The 24193-nt window shown below is 41.9% G+C and carries 15 protein-coding genes; 13 read left to right on the forward strand and 2 right to left on the reverse strand.

Translation table 11 applies throughout. The features are described 5' to 3' along the window. The first annotated feature begins 110 nt into the window (after positions 1-110). The 8 genes from T7867_RS12010 (at position 111) to T7867_RS12045 (ending at position 13201) form a co-directional block, all read left to right on the forward strand. Positions 111-3371, forward strand: coding sequence for a SusC/RagA family TonB-linked outer membrane protein (locus T7867_RS12010; protein ID WP_322299328.1), 3261 nt, complete (start codon positions 111-113; stop codon positions 3369-3371). 20 nt (positions 3372-3391) lie between these two features. Continuing rightward, complete coding sequence (locus T7867_RS12015; RefSeq protein WP_288342472.1) at positions 3392-4942, forward strand: SusD/RagB family nutrient-binding outer membrane lipoprotein; 1551 nt, start codon at positions 3392-3394, stop codon at positions 4940-4942. 73 nt (positions 4943-5015) lie between these two features. Then, on the forward strand, positions 5016-6095 hold the full coding sequence (locus tag T7867_RS12020) for an alkaline phosphatase family protein (RefSeq protein ID WP_322299329.1): 1080 nt from the start codon (positions 5016-5018) through the stop codon (positions 6093-6095). A 127-nt stretch (positions 6096-6222) separates the two neighbouring features. Beyond that, positions 6223-7557, forward strand: coding sequence for an alkaline phosphatase PhoX (locus T7867_RS12025; RefSeq protein ID WP_322299330.1), 1335 nt, complete (start codon positions 6223-6225; stop codon positions 7555-7557). 1 nt (position 7558) lies between these two features. Further along, positions 7559-9220 (forward strand): alkaline phosphatase family protein, encoded by a 1662-nt coding sequence (locus tag T7867_RS12030; protein WP_322299331.1) that lies wholly within the window; start codon positions 7559-7561, stop codon positions 9218-9220. Positions 9221-9371: 151 nt separating this feature from the next. Further along, positions 9372-10697, forward strand: coding sequence for a (R)-1-hydroxy-2-aminoethylphosphonate ammonia-lyase (gene pbfA / locus T7867_RS12035; protein WP_322299332.1), 1326 nt, complete (start codon positions 9372-9374; stop codon positions 10695-10697). A gap of 46 nt (positions 10698-10743) precedes the next feature. Beyond that, positions 10744-12411 carry a metallophosphoesterase family protein gene (locus tag T7867_RS12040; RefSeq protein ID WP_322299333.1) on the forward strand — a complete coding sequence of 556 codons (1668 nt, stop codon included), beginning with the start codon at positions 10744-10746 and terminating at the stop codon, positions 12409-12411. After that, positions 12404-13201 (forward strand): phosphatidylinositol-specific phospholipase C/glycerophosphodiester phosphodiesterase family protein, encoded by a 798-nt coding sequence (locus tag T7867_RS12045; RefSeq protein ID WP_322299334.1) that lies wholly within the window; start codon positions 12404-12406, stop codon positions 13199-13201. The genes T7867_RS12040 and T7867_RS12045 overlap by 8 nt, the downstream gene beginning before the upstream one ends. 246 nt (positions 13202-13447) lie before the next feature. Here the strand turns inward: T7867_RS12045 and speB are convergent, their stop codons facing one another. Continuing rightward, complete coding sequence (gene speB / locus T7867_RS12050) at positions 13448-14263, reverse strand: agmatinase (RefSeq protein ID WP_322299335.1); 816 nt, start codon at positions 14261-14263, stop codon at positions 13448-13450. A gap of 72 nt (positions 14264-14335) precedes the next feature. Then, positions 14336-16006, reverse strand: a complete 1671-nt coding sequence (locus T7867_RS12055; protein ID WP_322299336.1) for a glutamine--tRNA ligase/YqeY domain fusion protein — start codon at positions 16004-16006, stop codon at positions 14336-14338. Between the two features lie 1035 nt (positions 16007-17041). Here T7867_RS12055 and T7867_RS12060 point away from each other — a divergent pair. The 5 genes from T7867_RS12060 (at position 17042) to T7867_RS12080 (ending at position 24123) form a co-directional block, all read left to right on the forward strand. Then, positions 17042-17698, forward strand: a complete 657-nt coding sequence (locus T7867_RS12060; protein ID WP_322299337.1) for a TetR/AcrR family transcriptional regulator — start codon at positions 17042-17044, stop codon at positions 17696-17698. A gap of 1 nt (position 17699) precedes the next feature. Further along, positions 17700-19874, forward strand: a complete 2175-nt coding sequence (locus tag T7867_RS12065) for a peptidase domain-containing ABC transporter (protein ID WP_322299338.1) — start codon at positions 17700-17702, stop codon at positions 19872-19874. A gap of 4 nt (positions 19875-19878) precedes the next feature. Continuing rightward, the gene (locus T7867_RS12070) at positions 19879-21237 is read left to right on the forward strand and encodes an HlyD family secretion protein (protein ID WP_068224934.1); all 1359 of its coding nucleotides are present in this window, start codon (positions 19879-19881) and stop codon (positions 21235-21237) included. Position 21238: 1 nt separating this feature from the next. Then, complete coding sequence (locus T7867_RS12075; protein WP_322299339.1) at positions 21239-22732, forward strand: TolC family protein; 1494 nt, start codon at positions 21239-21241, stop codon at positions 22730-22732. 128 nt (positions 22733-22860) lie between these two features. After that, a complete protein-coding gene (locus tag T7867_RS12080) occupies positions 22861-24123 on the forward strand; it encodes an NAD(P)/FAD-dependent oxidoreductase (RefSeq protein ID WP_273515329.1) in 1263 nt (420 codons plus the stop codon). Positions 24124-24193: the final 70 nt, after the last annotated feature.

The raw sequence follows: 24193 nt of genomic DNA on the forward strand, positions 1-24193 counted from the left end.
CCAAAATTCGCTCTTACTGTCTGAATCATCTTGGCGGAAGCTTCAGACAGGATCAAACTAAAATTTACTAAAGCAACCTTTTAAGACAACTTTAATAAACAATCTAATCTATGAAAAATTGTGCGAACAAGCCTTCTCGCATGTCGGTTTGGCTTACAGCTCTAGCAATAATAATGGGTGTTTTTATGCATCCAGAGGCAAAGGCCGGTGCACTCACCGAGTCTTTAGATAAGACAATTACGGGTACTGTTGTAGATGCAGCTACCAACGAGCCTTTACCTTTTGTAACGGTTAAAGTAAAAGGAACAACCTTAGGTATGGTTACAGATGCCGATGGCCGTTTCAACTTAAGTATTCCAGACAATTCCGATGTATTAGTTTTCTCATTTGTGGGTTATGTAACCCTAGAAGAGACCATAGGAAACCGTTCTGTAATTAATGTAAGCCTTTCTGAAAACGTTACTTCTCTTCAAGAAGTGGTGGTAACTGCACTGGGTGTAGAAAGAGAGTCTAAGGCTTTGGGTTACTCTGTTCAAGAAGTTCAGGGCGAAGAATTGACCGAAGCAAGAGAAACCAATGTGGTAGATGCATTGAGTGGTAAAATTGCTGGTGTTCAAATCACTGGTTCTGGTTCTGGCGTTGGAGGATCATCCAGAGTAATCATTCGTGGTGAATCTTCTCTAAACGTAAATGCTAACCAACCGCTGTTTGTGGTAGACGGAATTCCTATCAGTAACAATGTAAATGGTTCATCGGGAAGCGGAAACTTAGAAGTAGATTACGGTAACGCTGCTGGTGAAATCAATCCTGATGACATTGCTTCGGTTTCTGTACTTAAAGGCCCTGCAGCTGCAGCACTTTATGGTTCAAGAGCTGCCAATGGAGCCATCTTAATTACCACTAAATCTGGTAAAGGGAAAAGAGGTTTGGGTATCACCTTCAACTCAAATGTTAGCTTTGAAAATCCTTTGAGATTACCTGAGTGGCAAGATGTTTATGGCCAAGGAAACAACGGTCAGTTTGCATTCGTAGACGGTTCAGGTTCAGGTATTGCCGATGGTGTTGACGAAAGCTGGGGCCCTAGAATGGATGGTCAGTTAATTCCTCAGTTCGACTCTCCTAGAGATGCTGAAGGCTTTAGAGGAGGAGATTTAAACGCACCTGCAGGTAGCACTATTACTCCAACTCCTTGGGTAGCAAATCCTGATAACATCAATGACTTTTTCGAAACAGGTGTTACGCTTACCAACAACATCAGTGTAAGTGCTAATAATGACTTCGGAAACGTACGTTTCTCTTATACCAATCTAGATCAAAAAGGTATGGTGCCAAATACCGACCTTAAGAGAAATACAGTTTCACTTAAAACCGATATGAACCTTACAGATAAGCTGAAGGTAAGCGCATCAGCTAACTACGTGAACACACAAAGTGATAACAGACCAGCAATTAGCTACGGTACTGAAAGTTTGATGTATCTGTGGATTTGGTATGGTAGACAAATCAATACCAACAACCTGAGAAACTATTGGATGCCAGGCTTGGAAGGTGTACAGCAGTTTAACTACAACTACAATTATCACGATAACCCGTATTTCACTACTTACGAAAACACAAACGGACAGAATAAGAATAGAATATTCGGTACTGTTTCAGCTAGCTATCAGTTTACTGATGAGTTGAGCCTAATGGTGAGAACAGGTATTGATTTTTACAACGAGCTTCGCGATAGAAAAAGAGCATTCAGTACACAGCGTTTCCCATTGGGAATGTATAGAGAAGACAAGCTATTCTTCTACGAACAAAACTCAGATGTACTTCTAACCTACAACAAGGAGGTGAATGAAGACTTCTCTTTTACAGTATCAGTAGGTGGAAACAGAATGAGCCAAACAAACAACTACAACCAAACGGTGGCTCCTCAGTTATTGATTCCTGGTATCTATAATTTCTCAAACTCTGCTGTAAATCTCCAGGTAAATCAGTACGACCAAGAAAAGAAGATTAACTCGATCTACGGTTACGGACAATTCGCTTATAAGAACATGTTGTTCTTAGATATTACTGGTAGAAACGACTGGTCTTCTACGCTTCCTGTAGAAAACAATAGTTACTTCTATCCGTCTATCACTGCGAGTGCTGTATTGAGCGATATGTTCATTTTACCTTCTGTTATTTCATTTGCAAAGGTGAGAGCCGCTTATGCTGAAGTGGGTAATGATACAAACCCTTACAGCCTTACTAATGTGTACAATTCAAGTACAGCTTGGGGTGGTGTTCAAGCTAAAACTGAATCTTCTACCTTGGCCAATGCCGAGCTTAAGCCAGAAAGAACAAGCTCTTATGAAATTGGAGCAGACCTTAGAATGTTTGGTGGCCGTTTCGGAGTAGATTTCACTTACTACGACAATAGAACGAGAGATCAGATTATTCCGATCACTTTAGATATTGCTACAGGTTATGCTAGCAGAATTATCAATGCCGGTGAAATTCAGAACAATGGTATTGAGCTAATGGCTTATGGTACTCCTGTGCAGAAGGCCAATGGTATTACTTGGGATGCGTCAGTAAACTTTACTAGAAACAGATCTAAAGTAATTGAGCTAGACGAAAATGTTGATGCTTATACGTTGACCGAAAGAAACGGTGCCTTTGTACAAGCCAGAGAAGGTGAAAGAATGGGCGATATCTACGGTGTAGGCTTTGCTAGAGTAGAAGATCCGAACAGCGAATACTTTGGACAGATAATTCACTCTGCGGAAGGTACTCCTTTAAGAGACCCTGAATTGAAGAAGCAAGGTAACTACAATCCAGATTGGATGATGGGTATCCAGAATACACTGTCTTACAAAAACTTCTCTTTCGGTTTCTTATTCGATATCAGACATGGCGGTATTGTAGTTTCTAGAACCAAAACCATTGGTAGTACCTCAGGTCAGTTAAAAGAAACTCTTTACGGACGTGAAAACGGATATGACCTAACGCAAGAAGAGAACGGAATTGTTTCTCCAGGTGTAGTTGAAAATCCTGATGGTTCTTATTCACCAAATACCACAAAGGTGAGCTCTAGAAACTGGCACAACAGATATTATGAGCGTAACAACGTAGAGGCGGCTAAGTACGATGCTTCTTATGTAAAGTTGAGAGAAGTGAGAATTGGTTACACCATGCCTTCTAGCTGGTTCGCTAACTCTTTTGTGCAGTCAATTAAAGTGTCTGTGGTTGGTAGAAACTTAGCCCTTTGGACAGAGAATCCACACTTCGATCCAGATGTGATGGCAATGAGCGGAGGAACACTTCAGCCAGGTATCGAAAACATGGCTTACCCATCTGCCAGAAGCATTGGCTTCAACCTGAACGTTAAATTTTAATCTCCTTTAATTCAACGAAAATGAAATTATTCAATATAAAAAGAACAGCAGCCGCACTAGCTTTAGTAATAGGTGTGTCTGCTTGTGAAGACGGATTCGAAGAATTGAACATGAATCCTAATAGCCCAGAGCAAGTGCCGGCTTCTCTATTGCTACCAACAGTATTGAGAAACGGAATCAACGAAAATGCTGGTAAGGCTTGGGGAACAGGAAACGTGGTAATGCAGTACTCTGCTAAAATTCAGTTTACCAATGAAGATAGGTATAACTGGGGGCCAGAGTCTAACCCTTACAACTCTTACTACAACATTATGCGCGATTTGGAGAACATTAAGCGCATTGCTACTGAGTCTGGTAACAATAATTACAGAGGAGTTGCCATGGTTTATCAGTCTTGGTTGTACTCAATCTTAACAGATAGCTATGGTGATGTACCTTTCAGCGAAGCCACTATGGCCAAAGAAGGTACTAACCTGCCTACATTCGATTCTCAAGAGAGCATCTATCAGAGTATTATTGCTAACCTTTCTGAAGCCAACAATCTATTAGATGTAAATGGTCAAGGAATTGAAGGTGATATTCTTTTCTCTGGTGATATTCTTCGTTGGAAGAAGTTTGCCAACTCATTACTGTTGAGAACGCATTTGCGTTTGTCAGATAGAATAGATCCTAGCACTGCAATGCAGGCTATTGTTTCTAACCCAACTACCTTCCCAATTCTTGAGAGCAATGATGATAACGTGGCATTGCAATACTTGGCCGATTTGCCAAACCAGCAGCCACTTTATACTACCAGATCTGGTTCATTCGATGAGTATAGATTGAGCGAGAAAATGGAAAACACACTGAAGTCTCTTAACGATACAAGGTTGTTTGTATACGCTCAGCCAACTACCGATTCAGGTGCTGGTTTAGTAGGAGATTGGGACGATTATGAAGGAGTGCCTAACGGTTTGGCCGATGAAGAGGCGCTTCAATATTCTCCTAGTGGAGACCCTGCTAAGGGTGGTTCAAACTTCATCTCTAGATTAGGTTTAATGTTCTCTTGTTCTGCTTGTAACCCTTTGGCTTCGCCAATTGCCAGACAAGGCCTAATTATGACTTACTCAGAGCTTCAGTTCATTTTGGCTGAAGCCAGAGAACGTGGATTTATTTCTACTGGAGATGCTGCCACTTACTACAACAATGGTATTCAGGCTTCTTATGATTATTATGATGAGAGACTTGATGTGGCAGGTTACACAGCCATTAAAGATGCAGTAAATGCAGATGCGGCTTACTTTGCTCAACCAGAGGTTGCTTATACAGGAACTAGTGCAGAAAAGCTAGAGAAAATTGCCACTCAAAAGTGGATTGCCAACTTCTTCAATGGTTTGGAAGGTTGGTTCGACTGGAGAAGAACCGGAATGCCAGAGATTAACCCTGGCCCTGGAGCTGTTCAACCAACAGTACCTGTGAGATTTATTTACCCATCTAGCGTTCAGGCTTTGAACAAGGATAATTACAACGCTGTAATCCAGAGACAAGGCCCAGATAATAATGTCACTAAGGTGTGGTGGGATGTTCAATAAGAACATAGTTGTTAATTAATTCATAAAGAGAACGGTCGTGATGCAATGTCACGACCGTTTTAAAAACTCAATCATGAAAACCAGATTACTGATTCTACTTTTAGGCGTTGTGAGCCTAAATGCATGTGCTCAACACAAAACTGAAAACGTATTTATTATCTCTTTAGACGGTTTAAGGTGGCAAGAGCTTTACACTGGTGCCGATGCTCAGCTCATTGAAAACAAAAACTATGTAGACAACACTAAAGAGCTTTCAACGCTTTTTTGGAGGGAAACGCCTACTGAGAGAAGAGAGGTGCTAATGCCATTTTTTTGGAATACTCTAGCTAAAGAGGGGCAACTTCTAGGAAATAGAGAGTTAGGAAGCCTAGTTAACTGCACCAATAACATGTGGTTTTCTTATCCTGGTTACAATGAAATTCTAACTGGTAAAGCAGACGATGCCAGAATAAATTCTAATGCTAAAATCCAAAACCCAAACGAGACTATTTTAGAGTTTGCGAATAAGCAAGAGGGTCTTAAAGGTAAAGTAGCTGCTTTCGGTTCGTGGGATGTTTTTCCTTATATCATCAATGAAGAAAGAAGTGGAGTGCCCGTGAATGCAGGCTTTGAGAAATCTGCCGATGAGCCACTTTCCGAAAGAGAGCAATTTCTGAATAAGCTACAAGATGAAATTCCAAGCCCATGGGGAGGAGTGAGATTAGATGCTTTTACCCATCATTTCGCTATGGAATACGTCAAAAAGCACTCACCTAAGCTAGTTTACATTGCCTACGGAGAAACTGACGATTTTGCCCACGATGGCGAATACGATCATTACCTAAAGTCGGCCAAGCAAACCGATCAGTTCATCAAAGAAATTTGGGAGTACATTCAGTCTACTCCTCAGTACAAGGATAAAACTACTTTGCTCATCACTACAGACCATGGTAGAGGAACTGAGCCATTAGATACTTGGAGAAGTCACGGAACCGATATTACTGGGGCTGGTGAAATTTGGATGGCCGCTATAGGGCCAGACACTCCTGCTTTGGGAGTGGTGGAGAAAGGCCAGTATTATCAAAACCAGTTAGCAGCCACCGCAGCAAAATTATTAGGGCTAGAATATAAGATAGAAGGTGGCGGAAAAGCTGTAGAAACCTTCATTAAGTAAACTTAACAGAGTGTTCATTTCCTGAACCTCAAAAAGGCATTCAATTGAATTAGATTAGGTTTTTCAATATAGGACGGGTGTTCCACTTCAGGTTTAGGGGTGGTTCACACTTTTCAAAACTACTACTATGACCACAACCAGCAGAAGAAAATTCATCAAGCAATCGGCAATTGTAAGTATGGGCTTTGTAGCTCTTTCCCGATGCGCAACCAAGGCGGTAACCGAAGATATTAAAGTTAAACTCATCACCGATCCTAAAGGCTATCTCGATCTACCAGAAGGCTTCTCTTACAAAGTAATTTCTAAGTGGGGCGAAAAGATGGACGATGGTTTAAAAGTGCCTGCCAGACCTGACGGTATGGGAACCTTTGAGGCGGCCAATGGTAAAGTGTTAATAGTTAGGAATCATGAAAACAGCCCTGGAAGAAAGGAGGAGGGAGCCTTTGGTGATGAAAATGAAAACCTAGAAGCCTTTGGTACCGAAAACCTATTCGATGCTGGTAATAATGAATTTCCAGGTTTAGGAGGAACAACCACTTTGGTTTACAATGAAGAAACTGGTGAGGTAGAAAAGCAATACTTAAGCTTGGCCGGAACTTACCGAAACTGTGCTGGAGGTATAACGCCTTGGGGTAGCTGGTTAACTTGCGAAGAAGATGTAACCAAGCCCGAAGGGCCAGTAGAGCAATACCACGGTTATGTTTTCGAGGTGCCTGCTTTAGAAAATATTGCAGTTGCCGAACCTAAGCCAATTAAAGCTATGGGGCGTTTTAATCATGAAGCTGTAGCTGTAGATCCAGAAACGCATTACGTGTATCAAACCGAAGATACTCATGATGGCTTAATTTATCGCTTCATTCCAAGTGACAAGAATGATTTACATGCTGGAGGAAAACTTCAGGCTTTAACCATTAAAGGTCAACCGAGCTTCGATACAAGAAACTGGGAAGGAGTAACCATTAAGGCGAACGAAAAATTCGATGTAGAGTGGATCGACCTTGAGAATGTAGATCCGGAAGAAGATGACCTAAGGTTTAGAGGCTTTGACCAAGGAGCCGCTCGTTTTGCCAGAGGAGAAGGCATGTGGTATGGCAATAACGAAGTCTATTTTGCTTGTACCAATGGTGGTCCAAAAAGGTTTGGGCAAGTATTTAAGTACTCTCCCGAAGAAAATACACTAGAGCTTTTTGCTGAGTCGGAAGACAAAACTGTGCTCCACATGTGTGACAACCTGTGTATTGCGCCATGGGGAGATGTGGTGCTAACAGAAGACAACGGAGAGCTCAACCACGTTCGTGGAATCAATCAAAAAGGCGAGCTGTACGACATTGCTTGTAACAGAAGCTCAAAGTCGGAGTTTGCTGGTGTTACGTTCTCACCTTCGGGAAAAACACTTTTTGTAAATATTCAAGAAAATGGAGATACCCTGGCTATTACTGGCCCTTGGGATAAACTTTCATAGCATGAAACATACTTTCAGAAGAAATTTCACAGCCTGTATATGGGCTGTGCTCGGCAGCGCCTTGCTTTTTAGTTGCGGGCAAGAAAGCCAAAAGCATAGTGCAAAGCACGTAATTGTTATTGGTGTAGATGGTATGAGTCCTGATGGAGTCCAAAAAGCAAGTACACCAAATATGGATGAAATGATGGCAAATGGCGCTTCTTCTATGATAGCCAGAGGGGTATTGCCAACAAGCAGTAGCCCAAATTGGGCATCTATGATTATGGGGGCGAGCCCAGCCCAGCATGGAATTACTTCCAATGCCTGGCGAGCAGACCAGCATATTTTACCAACACAGGTGAATTCTACAGGTGCTTTCTTTCCAACAATTTTCAGAATAGCGAAAGAGCAGAAACCAGAACTTAAAACTTCAATTATTTACGACTGGGGAGGTTTTGGTAACCTGTTCGATCATGCCGATCCAACTTATCAGAAGCATGTAGAGGGCGAAGTGGCTACAGCCCAACACGCTGTGGAATATTGGAAAAACGATCAGCCTAACTTCATGTTCGTGCATTTAGATCATGTAGATGGAGCAGGGCACGGAAAAGGGCATGGTTCTCCTGCTTATTATCAGTCGGTAGAAAAAGCAGACTCTCTTATAGGTCTTATAAGAGAGGCCGTTGAAATGTCTCCTGTAAAGGATGAAACAGTGATTATTATAACCTCAGATCATGGAGGTAAAGGTTTTGGTCATGGAGGTGAGTCGTTAGAAGAAATTCAAATTCCTTGGATTGCCTATGGAAAAGGTGTCAAAGAGAATTATCAGATAAAGGGTACAATTAACACCTTCGATACACCAGCAACCGTTGCCGAACTTTTCGGGCTAAAGAGGCCTCAGGCTTGGATTGGCCGACCAGTATTAGAGATTTTTCAGGGTGAAGAAATTGAGCCAGAGTATACGGCTCCTACATCTATGCGAAAGCCAGAAATCAGTCCAAAAGCCGATGCTTGGTCACCGGCCGGAGGCTTGTATGTAGGGGAGCCTGCTAAGGTGAAAATCGCCAACCCAAATGCCAAAGGCGAGGTAAGATATACCACCGATGGATCTACGCCAACGGCCCAATCTCAAATATTCGGAGTGCCTTTTATGTTGAAAGAAAATACCGTGGTGAGCTCTGCCGTGTTTGCAGAAGGAACTAGGAAAAGCGAAGTAGAAAGAGGCTTTTTTAGGTTTATCGATGCAGAAGTGAATCATGGAATGAAATACCAAGTCTACGAGGTAGATGAAATGGTAAAGCTACCAAACTTCAACGCTCATAAGCCAGTGGCGGAGGGCGTAGCGCTAGAGCCTAGTTTGAGTAGAACAGAACTGACGCGAGAAGAGCATGTAGCGGTTGTTTATCAAGGCTTTATCGCCATTGAGAAAGCTGGAGATTACACCTTCACCGTAGCAAGCGATGATGGCAGTAGACTTTTTATCAATAATCAGTTAGTTGCGGATAATGATGGTGACCACGGGGTGATTGAGAAATTTGGTACAGTGAATTTGCAGCCTGGTAAGCATCAGATCAGAATTGAATGGTTTAATGGTGGCGGAGGCAAATGGCTGGGTGCTTATTATGAAGGTCCCGAAATCAGAAAGCAACTCATACCAGCAAGTGTGTTGTATGTTAGTCAATAGCTAATGCCAATGACTAATGTCCAATGACCAATGACCAATGACCTAAAAACACCCTCAATCCCTAAAGGGATGACTAAACGAAGGCGTTGTCACTCACTCTTTAGGGCAGAACTAAATGCCCCAATTACCAATCACCCAATTCACCAGTAAGATGGCAGTAAATCAAGGAGAACAAATAGGTGCTTTAAAGCAAATGACTGAAAGAGAAGGAGTAGATGATGAGCTGCTTCAACGCGATGCAGGGGTGTTCTTCCATCAGACACTTTCAACACCAGTTTTTAATACCATTTGCAAGGCAGAAGGCGCTTATATCTTTGATGGTAGCGGAAAGAAATACCTCGATTTGCACGGCAATGGTGTGCACACCATCGGATATAATCATCCGAAAGTAGTGGAGGCGCTAAAGCACCAGATGGATATTGGGCTTTCGTTCGCACCAAGAAGGTTCACTAACGAGCCAACTGTAGCTTTGGCAGAAAAGTTAACCGAACTCGCTCCAGACGATCTGTCTCGCGTACTGTTTTGCCCAGGCGGCTCAGAAGCCATTGAAATGGCCGTAATGTTGGCCAAACACCATACTGGCAGGTATAAGACGCTGTCATTCGAAGGGACTTTTCATGGAGCTGGCTTTCAAGCAGTTTCAATTGGTGCCGACCCACATTTTAAAGAAGGGCTCGGCCCGATGATGCCTGGAGCCTTGCATCTTCCATTGCCAGATTATTACAGAAACCCATGGAATAGCGATGATCAAATGTTCATCGATGAGATGTATCTCAAGCAATTGGATAAAATGGTTGCTAAAGAGCAGGAGATTGCTGCATTAGTCACAGAGCCAATATTCTACAACAGCACAGTACCCACAAAGTACTATTGGGAACAGGTTAGAAAGCTTTGCAATGAACTAGGTATTCTGCTCATTTTCGATGAGATCTATACTGCTTTTGGTCGAACGGGGAAAATGTTTGCTTCGGAACACTTTGTAACTCCAGATATACTGGTAATCGGCAAGGGTTTTGGAGGAGGGATAGTGCCTTATGCTGGTATTATTGGTAAGGAAAAACTCAATACACTTCAGCATAAATCCATTGGACATTACACCCATGAAAAGAGTCCTTTCTGCGCAGCCGCTGCTAAAACGGTAATTGAGGTGTTGGAAGAGGATAACTTGGTTGAACGAGCGGCAACCTTGGGCGATTACTTCAAAAATGGCCTTGAGACACTCAAAGAACGTTATGAAATTATAGGAAATGTTACCGGCTTAGGTTTGAATCTGGGTTTGGACTTGGTGAAGAACAGAACCACTAAAGAACGAGCAGTTGAAGAAGCACATCAATTGATGGCTTTTTGTTTCGAGCGTGGTGTGTCATTTAAGCTGATTCAGCAAAACATTCTCAACCTCAAGCCAGCTTTGGTTATTACCCAGCCTGAGATTGATGAGGTACTAAACACCTTAGAAGATGGGCTGCAGAAGATATAGCCTATTACTCATAAGCTTTTTGGTAGCGTTTCTAGCTAGTTGCAATTTGAAAGAGGAGCAAAAAGCTAGGATCAGGCCTTTTACACTTCAGTTAGACGAAAAAATATCTGGTGCGTTAGATCGACTAATTCCTTTTGATGATGGTTTGGGTGTCTCAATCGATTCCCTTTGGCGGTTAAACTTGGCCGATTTTCGAGGAGGGACGAATGTATCCATTCCAGAATTTACGGAGGAAAAGACTATACGGATCCCCCATCGAATTCTATTGCCAGACCATTCCATTTGGTATCAAACCGAGGTTCAATTGGGTAGAGGAGTGCTTCGAATAAATGCCGATGATGGTGCTCAGCTTTGGTTAAATGGAGAAAGAGTTGCTCCCGAACGGGCAGCTTACTACCCAGTAGCTAAGGCTGGTAATTATACACTTACCATACGAGTTCTAAACAATGCTATGGCAGGTGGATTGCGGTCTGTTGAATTTATTGATCAAGATAAATGGGAGTCGCATAAACTGCTAATGCAGCGAAGAACACTTCTTCGCGAAGTTCTTACCAAAGAAGCTTTGCTAACCAATCTGTCCGAGTCTGAAACGAGGCAGATAATGAAGGCAAAGGAGCGGCTGACATTAGCCGAATTGGAGTCTACCATTCAGAAGCTGAAGAGAAAACCAGTTCTATTGGCTGAGCCTATTTTTCAAAAGGGTAGTACAGGTCAATTATATGCTAGATGGGTGAGTAGTAGTAACTCAAAAGCCAAACTTATTTACGGAAAGCAGCCAGATGCGCTGTCTAATCAAATGGAGGTTGAAGGGGAAGAAGGGGTGTTTCTAGTAGCTATTTCAGATTCGCTTAAGTATTACAGAGTTATTCAAGATGGCTTGATTTCTCCAGTCTATATTTTTCCAGAGAAGAAGAATACGAATAGCCAAGAATTTATGGTTTGGGCCGATAGTCAAAGTGGCTGGAAAGTTTTTGATAGAATCATGCGCATGTCGAATCAGTATTTGCCACATTTTTCGGTGGGAGCTGGCGACTTGGTGGGGCAAGGAGATAATGAGCAGGAGTATTTGAGGTTGTTGCGTTCAATGCATCTCGGTGGTTACGCGCATTATCCTGTTCCGGGTAACCACGATTACGATGGCTATTATGAAGAATTGAAGCCGAATAATTTCAGTAAGTATTTAGGGTTACCCAATCAATCAAACTATTACGCTTGGAAGGAGGGTGATTTAGCATTTATAGCCCTCGACCTGAATGAAACTTTCCCGGTGGGTCTGCCGAACAGCTCTGAGCAGTATCGCTGGTTTATGGAACAGATTCAAAGCGAAGCTTGGACTTCTGCCAAATGGCGGTTTTTGGTGAGTCATCATCCGCCTTACTCTCAAGGTTGGCCCGGGTATCATGGAGAGATTTCTCTACGTAACCTACTTCTTCCTCTTTATGAGAAGGCGAAAATAGATATGGTAATAGCTGGTCATACGCACGATTATGAGAGGAAAATAAAAACCTACGGAAAACAGAAAACAGCATTTGTAATAGTTGGTGGAGCAGGTGGAGGTTTGGAGCCGAAAGAAAATGCTTCTCATCCTAAAATGGATAAAGTATTAAGTATTCATCATTTTGGCTTAATCAAAGTCACCAACGATACGCTTAATTTTAAAGCTATAGATCTAGACAATAATATTATCGATAACTTTTTTTTGACCCATGATTAACCTTCAACGTATCTCCATTTTTTGCTGCTTACTCACATTCTCCTGTTTTGTATTCGCACAAACGCCTTTGCCAAAGTCGCATGCGCATAACGATTACGACCATGAGAGACCGCTCTTAGATGCTCACTCATTTGGCTTTACCTCCATAGAAGCTGATGTTTTTGAGGTGAACGGAGAGCTGTTTGTGGCACATGATTTTGAAGATATTTCAGAAGAGCGCACTTTAGAGGCGCTTTATTTTCAACCACTAGATAGCATTGTTAAAACCAATGCTGGAAGGGTTTATGAAGGAAGTAAATTACCATTTTACCTGATGGTAGATTTTAAAAATGATGCTGATGCTTCTTACATAGCTTTGGCAAAACTACAGAAGAAATATACGCACCTATTTACCAAATTGGGTAAAACTGAGGTGGATAAGGATGGAGCAGTAACATTGTTTATATCAGGCCAAAGACCCATCCGATTAGTAAATAATAATCCAGAATTAGCTGCATTAGATGGTAGGCCGAATGATTTAGGAAAGGGCAATCGTACGCATGTTATGCCAGTAATTAGTGTAAGTTTTAGGGCTTATTCTATATGGAATGGTGAGGGTAAACTCCCAAAAGAAGACCGAAAGAAAATCAAGGAATTGGTTAAACAAACGCATGCTGAAGGCAAGAAGCTCCGCTTTTGGGCAATCCCTGATAATCAGAATAGCTGGGAGCAAATGGAAAAACTCGGTGTAGACTTTATCAATACCGATAAACTAGAAGAATTCTATTTGTGGAGCACTGGTTCAAAGTAGCCAGATTCAATCCGTAATGTACACCTAAAGCCTCACTATTGGTCAGACCACTCCAAGTGGTCAGACCAATGGGTAATACCTAGCTCGGTCCTCAGTTGGTGTTGTCACCAACTGACTACTTTTGATTATTCTATAGCCCTCGGTTGGTGTTGTCACCAACTGATCATCGCATTCTCCATCCCGACCGTAGCCGAGGGATCAGCACGACAAAATTGTACAACGAGTCTTTCAAGTGATAGGATTAATTTAAAGCAATCTATCGATCAACTCCTTGACGATTTTCGCTGCGACCATTGCAGTTACACCATTAATGTCTCTATCGGGGTTGTATTCCACCACATCCAGTCCTACAATGTCAAGGTCGAGCTGTTGGATGATGCCAAGTATTTCTCTGGTGGAAAAACCACCTGGTTCATGGTGAGAAATGCCAGGGGCAAAAGCAGGGTCAAGCACATCAACATCGAAGGATAAATAAACAGGTCCTTCAATTTCAAACCTGGTTTCAGGTGTCCAGTCTTTCATTTGAATGATGTTGACGCCAAATCGTTCAGCTTGCTCTTTGGTGTGCTGTGTAAGTGTGCGAATACCAACTTGCGTGAGGCTTTCAGCCAGCCCTCCTTCCATAATTCTGGCAAACGGACAAGCGTGAGAATACTTGTTGTCATCTAATTCATCATATAGGTCGGTGTGCGCATCAAAATGAAGGATGTTCACTTTGCCATGATGTTTGTGGATGGCTTTGAGAATCGGGTAGGTGATGGAGTGGTCGCCACCTAGAGAAAACGGAATCGCTCCTTTTTTCAGAATTGCCTCAATCCGTTGGCTAATTGAGAAGTAATCTTCCAATTCAGCATTGCCGCACCAAGCAATTCTTGGGTGCTCATTCAGATCATTTAGTGATTCGGTAAAGTAATTAGCCGAGTCAGACTCAATAGCCTCAATAATCAGTTCAGGTGCCTTGGCTGGCCCTTGCAAAAAAGAAGCGTGCGCATCGAACGGAATTCCAATAAGTGCGATTTGGTCTTTTGAAAGGTGGCTGATTGAAGTTCTGGCTATTCCCATGGTTGCTTGTTTCGGCCAATATAGGAATAGAATGTTAGGCAATAAAAAAGGAGCCGAAGCTCCTTTTCTAATTTATTTCTTGCTCCAATTATCTCGGAGGGTTACGGTGCGGTTAAACACCAATTTATCGTCTGTTGATTCTTTGTCTACAATAAAGTAGCCTTGGCGTTCAAACTGGAATTGATCACCAGCTTTCGCATCCTTCAACGATGGTTCTACCAAGGCATTTGGCACAATGGTGAGCGAGTCAGGGTTTAAGTGGTTGATGAAATCATCATCAATGGTATTTAGGTTTTCGGTTTTGAAAAGCCTGTCGTACAATCGGATTTCAGCTTCTACCGCATGCTTGGCAGAGACCCAACCGAGCGTACCTTTTACTTTCTTACCGCTAGTGTCTTGTCCACTTTTGGTTTCTGGGTCGTACTCGCAGTAAATCTCTTCTATGCTTCCATCATCAGCCTTTTTAAAGCCCGTACATTTTACAATGTAACCGTACTTTAAGCGCACCTCACGGTCTGGTCCCAAACGGAACCACTTACGTGGCGAAGGTGGGGTCTCCAAGAAGTCGTCTTGCTCTATGTAAAGTTCGCGTGTAAATGGCATGTCGCGAGTTCCGGCAGTTTCATCTTCCGGATTGTTCACGGCCTGCATTATCTCTTCCTTGTCTTCTGGCCAATTGGTAATAACCACTTTCAGTGGATTCTGAATTCCGAAAACACGGTTGGCTTTTTTGTTCAGGTCTTCGCGCACACTGTGTTCTAGAAGGGCAACATCGGTAATGCCATCTCTACGGGCAACACCCACTTTGTGTGCAAATTTCTTTAAAGAGTCTGGCGTAAAACCTCTTCTTCTCAAAGCCGAAATAGTTGGCATGCGCGGATCGTCCCAGCCGGCTACATGGCCATCGTTTACCAGTTGTAGTAGCTTACGCTTACTCACAATGGTATAGCTGAGGTTTAATCGTGCAAACTCAGTTTGTTTCGATGGGAAAATCTCCAATTCATCAATCAACCAATCGTAAAGAGGTTTGTGGTCACGAAACTCTAGCGTACACAAGCTATAAGTCACGTTCTCAATAGAGTCTGACTGACCGTGCGCAAAATCGTAGTTCGGGTAGATACACCATTTGTCGCCAGTGCGGTGATGCGCTACCTTTTTAATTCTGTAGATGATCGGGTCGCGCATGTGCATGTTTGGCGAGGTCATATCGATTTTAGCGCGTAGTACGCAGCTTCCTTCGGTATATTCACCAGCACGCATTTTCTCAAACTCCTCCAGGTTTTGCTCTACAGAAGTGTTTCTGTAAGGGCTTTCAATCCCCGGAATAGTAGGGTTGGTTTTGCCTGCGCTAATTTCTTCAGCCGACTGATGGTCTACATAGGCTTTGCCTTTTTTGATCAGTTTGATAGCGTATTCGTACAGCGTATCAAAATAGTCAGAGGTAAACAAAGCTTTTTCGCCATAGTCGTAACCCAGCCATTTAATGTCTTCAATAATGGCATTAACGTACTCAGTGCTTTCCTTTTCAGGGTTGGTGTCGTCAAACCTAAGGTTGCATTTGCCATTGTACTTTTCGGCTAGGCCGAAGTTCAAAACAATAGATTTGGCGTGGCCAATGTGTAGGTAACCGTTTGGCTCAGGAGGAAAACGGGTCTGGACAAATGAGTTTTTTCCAGAGGCCAAATCGTCCTCAATCATTTGTTCAATAAAGTTCAAAGATTCCCTTTTTTCGTTTTCGCTCATAACCATTTCAATTAGGCTGCAATTTTAGCGAAAATGACTCAAATGGCATTATCTGCTTCCATCTTCTTAATGAAAGACTTGAGAGAATTGGCTTATAGTAGATAGTAACCTAAGTTGTTGAATACTAAAGCAGTGTGTATAACTCTGTGGAAAACCCTGTGGATAATGATGTGAATTAGAGAGTGGGAAACTTGTTGAAAACTAAGGTGTTACGAACTTGGGACGTAAAATTATTAACTCTACTTTAGAAATACCAAGTGAGGGATAAAGAGCTGAAGCAATGCTTCAATCTCTCTTCAGGGGAAGCCTGAAAAAGTGTAATGAAAGGGTTTACTTAGGTAAATCTGAAACAGCTAAAGTTTCAAAACTGATTTTTCAGCATTGTAAAATATAGAGGGTGGCTTTTCAGGGACGTACTCTATAGGCATGATCACTACTTGAAAGGGAGTAATCAAAGACGTTTTAAAAAATCTTTCTGCTGAAAGTGATTAAGGCAGGCCAAAGAATTGAAACAAGTTATGGTGAAAGCCATGGCTACTGCACCTTCAGGTGTGGGATGAGTCAAACTGGAAACGGTTTTTCAGCCTTCAATGGAAGGATGATGCTCCGAAAGGAGTTTCTCTGAGTAAGAGATGATTCAGCGCTAAGCGCAAAAGAGCTGCAAAATTCACCTTTTACGAGTACGATGTACTGGTAATATAGGCGAAGCTGAAAGGAGATAGATGATTTGGGTAACCATTGAATCTGGCTCTGAACAGTATCTTGGCACGCTGTCCCAAGTCAACTTGAGACAGGGTGAGTGGGGGCGAGCAATCGTCCCCCGCTTTTGTTATTTGGGGGTATTTGTAAAAATACGGAGATGAGACACTGGGGAGTGTCTCATTTTTTTTGCTTCATTCTAGAAAAAAAATCGCCATTAACTGAACATTTTGTCAAGTGGTTCCGTTGTGTACCTATCTTTGCTGATAGTATTACTATTGTTTAGTAAAGTTAGATTAACAAACTGAATCTATGACCACCCTGCTTAAGTTACAGATGAACGATAATCTGTATCTGAAAGACCCTCAAGATACCGAACTGGGTCAGAAGATCGTTCGTCATTCAATCCAGCTGATCGATGAATTGGGTTTGGAAGGATTTACTTTCAAAAAACTCTCGGTAGCAATTGAGTCTACAGAGGCTTCTATCTATAGATACTTCGAGAACAAGCACAAGCTGCTAGTTTACCTCATCACTTGGTACTGGACGTGGATGGAATATAAAATCGATTTTGCCACTAACAATATCAAAGATCCTTATGAACGTCTGGAAAAAGCAATGAAGCTCATTACAGAGAAAAAATGCTACGATAACTCCTTTCCAGATGTAGATGAAACCGCACTTCAGCGCATTGTAATAAATGAGTCGGAGAAGACTTATCTTACTAAACAGGTAGATCATGATAACAAATTTGGGCTCTTTAAAGGTTATAAGTCTTTATGCGGACGTATAGCGGATATTGTGTCTGAAATTAATCCAAAGTACCCATTTTCACATTCACTGATTAGCACTTGCTTGCAGGCGGCTCATCAGCAAGTGTTTTTTGCCGAACACCTTCCTTCATTAACAGACCATAAAGATGCTCAAGAAGAAGTGTATTCACGCAATTTCGAGTTCATCCACAGTTTAGTCTTAAAAGCCATTCAGAAGTAAAATGACAAATCAGCATATTGCTAATACAATTAAAGAGGTAAAGCTGCTTTTAGGCGAGAGCATAGAAGATGCGCTTTATCAAGACCTTCAAGTGGGTACCAGAATCTACTCCATAGATGAGTCTTACGAATTCAAAAGAGATTTACTAGAATCGGCCAATAAGGTGAGGGTGGTTTTGCTCGATCAGGTATTGGAAGATCAGGAGTTTGAGGCATTCATAGCCGATGTAAATATTCCAATTATAGCGCTTACAACATCTGCAGATGGTTTTTTGCCAGTTATTATCTCTAAAGGGAAGAAGGGTAAAACTTGCGTGTACCTAGTGCATGAGAGCGATACTGAGGAAGTGGCACTGGAAGATGTAAAGGATAGCCTGATCAAAAATGAAAAAGGCGAACTGGTAATGATGGGGGCTTTTAGCTACAAAAGCTTGGTTTCAGAACACGATGAAGACGAAAAACCAAAAGACCTTTCTCCAGTAAAAAGACTGCTGAGGCTTTTAGGTGAAGAGAAAAAAGATATTCTCTATGTGTTTATTTATGCCGCATTTGTGGGTATTGTATCACTTACGCTACCATTGGGTATTCAAGCCACAGTAGAGTTAGTATCGGGTGGAGTGGTGTTTAGCTCCATTTACTTACTTATTGGCTTGGTACTTTTGGGTATTCTGGCAGCAGGTGGTTTGCAAATAATGCAGATGACCATTCTGGAGTATATCCAGCGAAGAATATTTACCAAAGCAGCACTTGAGTTTACCTTCCGAATTCCGAGAATGAAGGTAGAGTCGCTGAGTAACTTACATACACCTGAGTTGGTTAACCGCTTTTTCGATGTTTTGACCATTCAGAAAGGGTTGCCTAAGTTGTTGGGCGATTTAATGTCTGGTACTATTCAGATTGTTTTTGGCTTGCTGCTGCTTTCGTTCTATCACCCATTCTTTGTGTTCTTCGGAATGGTACTCATTCTTATTTTGGTCTTAATCTTCCGATTAACCGGTCCCAAAGGTTTGCACTCTTCCATTCAAGAGTCTAAGTATAAGTACAAAGTGGTTTATTGGCTCGAAGAGATTGCTAGAGTGCTCAACTCTTTCAAAATTTCAGGTAATACTAACTTACCAATCAAGAAAACAGAGTTCAACGTAAATAGCTACTTACTGAATAGAAGAACGCACTTCCGAGTGCTGCTTACGCAATATGGGTACATAGTGCTTTTTAAGGCAGCAATTACGGGCGGTTTGCTCATTATTGGTACGTCATTGGTTATTAGCAGGGAGATAACGCTAGGTCAGTTTGTAGCTTCAGAGGTTATTATTATCCTAATTCTTAATTCCGTAGAGAAAATCATTACCTACATGGATGTGGTTTACGATATGCTCACTGCGGTAGATAAAATTAGTCAAGTTACAGACTTGCCACTTGAGAAAGTAGGGGGAATAGACCTTAGAAAAGAAGATGTTGATAGAGGTTTTACAATAGATGTTAAACAGCTCAATTACTCATATCCGAATTCAGATGGCTTAGCACTTAAAGATATTAACCTTTCCATTTCTTGTGGAACGAAGTTGTGTATTGCTGGCCCTAACGATTCTGGCAAAACAACCCTTACCAATACACTTTCTGGTCTTAACCATAATTATAAAGGATTGGTAACCATTAATGGCTATAGTTTGAGAGACTTAGACTATACTAACCTGCGAGACAAAATAGCCAAGAATGTTTCTCAAGAGGATATTTTCGAGGGAAGCATTTTGGATAATGTCACAGTTGGTAAACCTCAGGTTTCGGTCAGTGATGCCGTAGAAGCCATTCAGCAAGTAGGTTTGCAAGACAAGGTTAATATGCTACCAAACGGAATGAATACGCATATGCTTAGTGGCGGAAAAGGCTTTTCCACCTCCTTTGTCAATAAACTGATTCTAGCCCGTTGCTTAGTTAAAAAGCCAAAGCTGATGATTCTGAATGATTACTTCAATGGTTTTCAGCGTACGGAGAAAGAGCGGCTTATTAATCTGGTAATGGAAATGAGTGTGTGCACAGTGGTAATAGTCTCAAACGATCCGGCAGTTCTTTCAGCTTGCGACAGGGTGGTTATTATGGATGATGGAAGAATTAAAGCAGACAGCAATTATAAAGAATTACTAGCTGCAGGGTATTTGAGTGAACTAGTTAACGATTAGTCTAATGTTGAATATATCTGACAATAAGGACAACGAAATGATTGAGCAAAAGAGTATTTTGTTCAAAACGCTAAAAACCCCAGGAGCGGGTAAGGTGGTAGCAAAAGTACTAGTTGGAGTGTCGTTGCTGTTCTTCATTCTATTGTTTTTTCCATGGCAACAAAACATTAGAGCTACGGGTAAAATTACTGCTTTTTCACCTGGTGAAAGGCCACAGTCTATTCAGTCTGCAATAGCAGGTAGAATAGAAGCTTGGCATATTACCGAAGGCCAGTTTGTAGAGAAAGGTGATACCATTCTCTCACTTTCTGAAGTAAAAGACGATTACTTCGATCCTCAATTACTCAACAGAACTGCTCAGCAAATTGAGGCTAAGAAGCAGGGGATTGAGGCTAAGAAAGACAAAGTAGAAGCCTTAGAGCAACAAATTGAAGCGCTTGAAAAACTACAAGTGGCCAAATTCGAGCAGGCAAAAAACAAGCTGCAACAAGCTAGGTTTAAGCTCACAAGCGATAGTGTAGACTTTGAAGCGGAGAAGGTGAGGTTTGCTAACCAAGAGAATATTTTTGAACGAAATAAGAAGAGGTTTGATGCAGGAAACATTGCTTTGACAAAGTTTCAGGAACTGGAGTCTAAGTTTCAGGAGTCCAAAATGAAGCTGGTAAGTTCCGAGAACAAGTTTCTGGAGTCTAAGACCGAGGTAATTAATGCGCAGGTGAATATTTCAGGCGTTCAGGCAGAGTATCAAGACAAAATCAGTAAGGCCAGATCTGACCTTAATAATACCACTGCAGAGGTTTTTGAAGCAGAAGCGGCTTTGGCTAAGCTAGAGAATCAATATTCCAATTATGAAATCAGAACCAGTAATTACCAGTTAATTGCTCCGCAAAGTGGTTATGTGGTAAAAGCCATGAAGGCAGGTGTTGGAGAAACTATCAAAGAGGGAGAGTCTGTAGCTCAGGTAATGCCAGAAAACCCTCAACTGGCTGTAGAAATGTACGTGAGGGCAATGGATGTGCCGCTGATTCAAAAGGGTAGAAAGGCCAGAATTGAATTCGATGGATGGCCTGCCTTGCAGTTTTCAGGTTGGCCAAGCGTTTCTGTCGGTACTTTTGGCGGAGTAGTGCAGGTAATAGATAGAGTAAACTCGGTGAATGGGGAGTTCAGGATTCTGGTTACACCAGACCCGGAAGAGGAGCCATGGCCAGAACAGTTGCGCATTGGTTCGGGAACTAAGGGTTGGGTAATGCTAGACAACGTGCCAGTATGGTACGAAATCTGGCGACAGTTAAATGGATTCCCTCCTAGTTTGTATTCTGCACCAGAAGAATCAGTTCTTAAAAAAGAAGAAGGCAAAAAGTAGTATGCTGAACAACTTAAAATACCTCGTTCTTTTATGCCTTGGCCTGAGTATAAACTTGGTCCATGGGCAAGAGCAGATTAGTGTGACTAGCATCGATGAGATTGTTGAGCCAGCAGACTCTGTACAGATCTTTGCTTTAGAAGACTATGTGAAGATTATTCTGGCCAATCACCCAGTGGTAAAACAGGCAGACTTAATGCCAGAGAATGCTAGACAAGAGATTCGCTTAGCTAAGGGTGCTTTCGACCCAAAACTGACTAGTAATTGGGATGTGAAAAACTATAAGGATACCGAGTACTACGACATATTCAATACCACATTGAAAGTGCCTCTTTGGTTTCCCATAGACCCTAAAATTAGTGTAGACAGAAATAGAGGATACTATCTTAACCCGGAAAGAAACATTTCTGAGGATGAAGATTTCAGGCAGGTAACAGCAGGGGTAAGTTTGCCAGTGGGTAGAGGTTTGTTCATTGACCAGAGGCGGGCCGCAGTTCAACAAGCCGAATTGTTCGCTCAAATTACAGAAGCCGAGCGCATTAAAATGATCAACAAGGTGCTGTTATCTGCGGTAAAAGCTTATTGGGATTGGTACTACAATTATTTCGAGTTTAGGTTTGTAGACCAGAGTTTAACCATATCTGAGGAGATTTATAGGCGTGTAAAGCTAGATTTTGAGTTTGGTGAAGTTGCGGCTGTAGATACTGTTCAGGCTGCTATTACCTTCCAAAATAGAAGTGCCGATAGGCAGGCTGCTTTGATTGGCTTTAAACGTGCTGGCTTAGTACTCTCTAATTATTTATGGGGCGAAAATGAAGAGCCTCTGGAAATTCAGGATAACGTGGCACCAATCTGGGGTGTGGCTTTTCAACGGCCAGCCGAGCAGTTAGATAGCCTAATGTTGTTTGCTGTAGAAAACCATCCTGAGTTGCAAAAGTATAGTTTAAAACTAGAGCAACTGGGAGTAGATGAAAGGTTAGCAAAGGAAAACCTGAAGCCGAGGGTAGACTTAAATTACAACCTCATTAACTCGCCCATTAATTATAATGGAGAGTTTTCAGATATAGACTTAGGTAACAATTACAAGTTCGGTTTAGAGGTTGAATTTCCACTTTTCTTAAGGAAAGAAAGAGCCAAGCTAAAGCAGACCCGAATAAAAATAGATCAAACGGGTTTAGAGAGTAGGTTCGTTCAACAAGAGATAGTGAATGAAATTGAGGGTGCTTATTTTGAAATGGTGAATGGCCAGCAGATGCTCAGTTTTTTAGAAACTTCCGTAAGTAATTATCAACGTTTACTAGAGGCCGAACTATTGAATCTTACTTTAGGAGAGAGTGATTTATTTAAAATCAACTTCCAGCAAGATAAGCTCCTAGAGGCCAGAATTAAGCTAATCAAGCAACAGGTGTCTATTGAAAAAGCTAAACTTGAATTGCTTTGGGCTGCAGGAAAGCCTTATCTAGATTTTAATTACACACCTGCCAACCAGAATTAGAGGCCAGATGCAGTCTGACGAAAGTCACCTGCCAGTGTAACTAAAGTAACACTCGAGTTTTTAGGGAATAGCTAAACTTACTGTGTTCTTTTTAGAACCCTATTTGTCCACTATTAAACCTAAAACAAATGAGTTCTCATCATCAAGTATTGGTCATTGGAGGAGGTACTGCCGGAATCATGGTCTCTGCTCAGCTCAAACGGGCGAAAAGAGATTTAGATGTGGCAATTATCGAACCTGCAGACACCCACTACTATCAACCTGCATGGACCTTGGTCGGGGCAAATGCCTACGACTACCAAAAAACCGCCAGACCAATGAAGGGGCTGATTCCGCCAGGAGTCCACTGGATAAAAGAGTCTGCTAGCGAGTTCAAACCCGAAGAAAACATTGTAGTTACTGCTGAGGGAAATTCCATAACCTACGACTTTTTGGTAGTGGCACCAGGAATTAAAATTGATACTAGCTTGATTGATGGCCTAACCGAGGCTTTAGACCGAGATGTCGTATGCAGTAATTACACTGATCCGCTGCATACTTGGACAGTTTTGAAGAACTTTAAGGGTGGTAACGCCATTTTTACCCAACCAACAACTCCTATTAAATGTGGAGGTGCTCCTCAGAAAATTTGCTACTTAGCGGCAGATCATTTCAGAAAAGAAGGGATTCTAGATAACACAAATGTAGTCTTTGCTACTCCAGGCACCGTCATCTTTGGTGTTCCTGCTATTGCTAAAACTTTAATGAAGGTTATTCATAGATATGGGATTCACTTTAAACCGTTCTATGCACCTGTTAAAATCGATGCTAGTAATAGGGAGGTTACCTTCAAAAGTGTTAACCCCGAAGAGAATAACTGTATTGTAAACGAAGGCAATGTTTTGCAAGAGCGAACAGAAGGCACATACTCAACAGTAATGCCTTATGATATGCTGCACTTGGCTCCACCTCAAACCGCTCCAGACTTTGTGAAAAGCTCTTCTCTAGCGAATGAGGCTGGTTGGTTGGATGTGAATATTGAAACCCTCCAACATGTAAATTATCAGAACATCTTTGGTCTGGGAGATGCTGCAGGTCTTCCTACTGCCAAGACTGGAGCAGCCATTAGAAAACAAGCTCCAATAGTGGTAGCCAACATTCTAAAGCTTATGGAGGCTAAGAGTATCACAGATATGAAATACAATGGTTACTCCTCATGTCCATTAGTTACTGGTTATGGTAAAATGGTATTGGCCGAGTTTGACTATAAGAATAATTTCTTGCCAGATCCGCAGCTAAGGAAGATGCTTGTATTCGACTCTTCTAAAGAGCATTGGAGGTTATGGATGCTTAAAAAATACATGCTGCCTTATCTGTATTGGAATAAAATGATGAAAGGTATGCCTGTTTAACCCAGTCGCAGTGCAAAGCATTTAGTCTTGATTTGGTTTAGATTTAAATTGGAGTGAAGACGGCACTCTT

Source organism: Roseivirga spongicola (genome assembly GCF_034376045.1).
In the GTDB taxonomy this organism is placed as follows: domain Bacteria; phylum Bacteroidota; class Bacteroidia; order Cytophagales; family Cyclobacteriaceae; genus Roseivirga; species Roseivirga spongicola.

Excerpts from the sequence above, each read along its gene's own strand:
- T7867_RS12020 (WP_322299329.1), top strand. The coding sequence starts at position 5,016 with ATGAAAACCAGATTACTGATTCTACTTTTAGGCGTTGTGAGCCTAAAT.
- pbfA (WP_322299332.1), top strand. The coding sequence starts at position 9,372 with ATGGCAGTAAATCAAGGAGAACAAATAGGTGCTTTAAAGCAAATGACT.
- T7867_RS12055 (WP_322299336.1), bottom strand. The coding sequence starts at position 16,006 with ATGAGCGAAAACGAAAAAAGGGAATCTTTGAACTTTATTGAACAAATG.
- T7867_RS12075 (WP_322299339.1), top strand. The coding sequence starts at position 21,239 with ATGCTGAACAACTTAAAATACCTCGTTCTTTTATGCCTTGGCCTGAGT.
- T7867_RS12080 (WP_273515329.1), top strand. The coding sequence starts at position 22,861 with ATGAGTTCTCATCATCAAGTATTGGTCATTGGAGGAGGTACTGCCGGA.
- T7867_RS12070 (WP_068224934.1), top strand. The coding sequence starts at position 19,879 with ATGTTGAATATATCTGACAATAAGGACAACGAAATGATTGAGCAAAAG.
- T7867_RS12030 (WP_322299331.1), top strand. The coding sequence starts at position 7,559 with ATGAAACATACTTTCAGAAGAAATTTCACAGCCTGTATATGGGCTGTG.
- T7867_RS12025 (WP_322299330.1), top strand. The coding sequence starts at position 6,223 with ATGACCACAACCAGCAGAAGAAAATTCATCAAGCAATCGGCAATTGTA.
- speB (WP_322299335.1), bottom strand. The coding sequence starts at position 14,263 with ATGGGAATAGCCAGAACTTCAATCAGCCACCTTTCAAAAGACCAAATC.
- T7867_RS12065 (WP_322299338.1), top strand. The coding sequence starts at position 17,700 with ATGACAAATCAGCATATTGCTAATACAATTAAAGAGGTAAAGCTGCTT.
- T7867_RS12060 (WP_322299337.1), top strand. The coding sequence starts at position 17,042 with ATGAACGATAATCTGTATCTGAAAGACCCTCAAGATACCGAACTGGGT.
- T7867_RS12010 (WP_322299328.1), top strand. The coding sequence starts at position 111 with ATGAAAAATTGTGCGAACAAGCCTTCTCGCATGTCGGTTTGGCTTACA.
- T7867_RS12015 (WP_288342472.1), top strand. The coding sequence starts at position 3,392 with ATGAAATTATTCAATATAAAAAGAACAGCAGCCGCACTAGCTTTAGTA.
- T7867_RS12045 (WP_322299334.1), top strand. The coding sequence starts at position 12,404 with ATGATTAACCTTCAACGTATCTCCATTTTTTGCTGCTTACTCACATTC.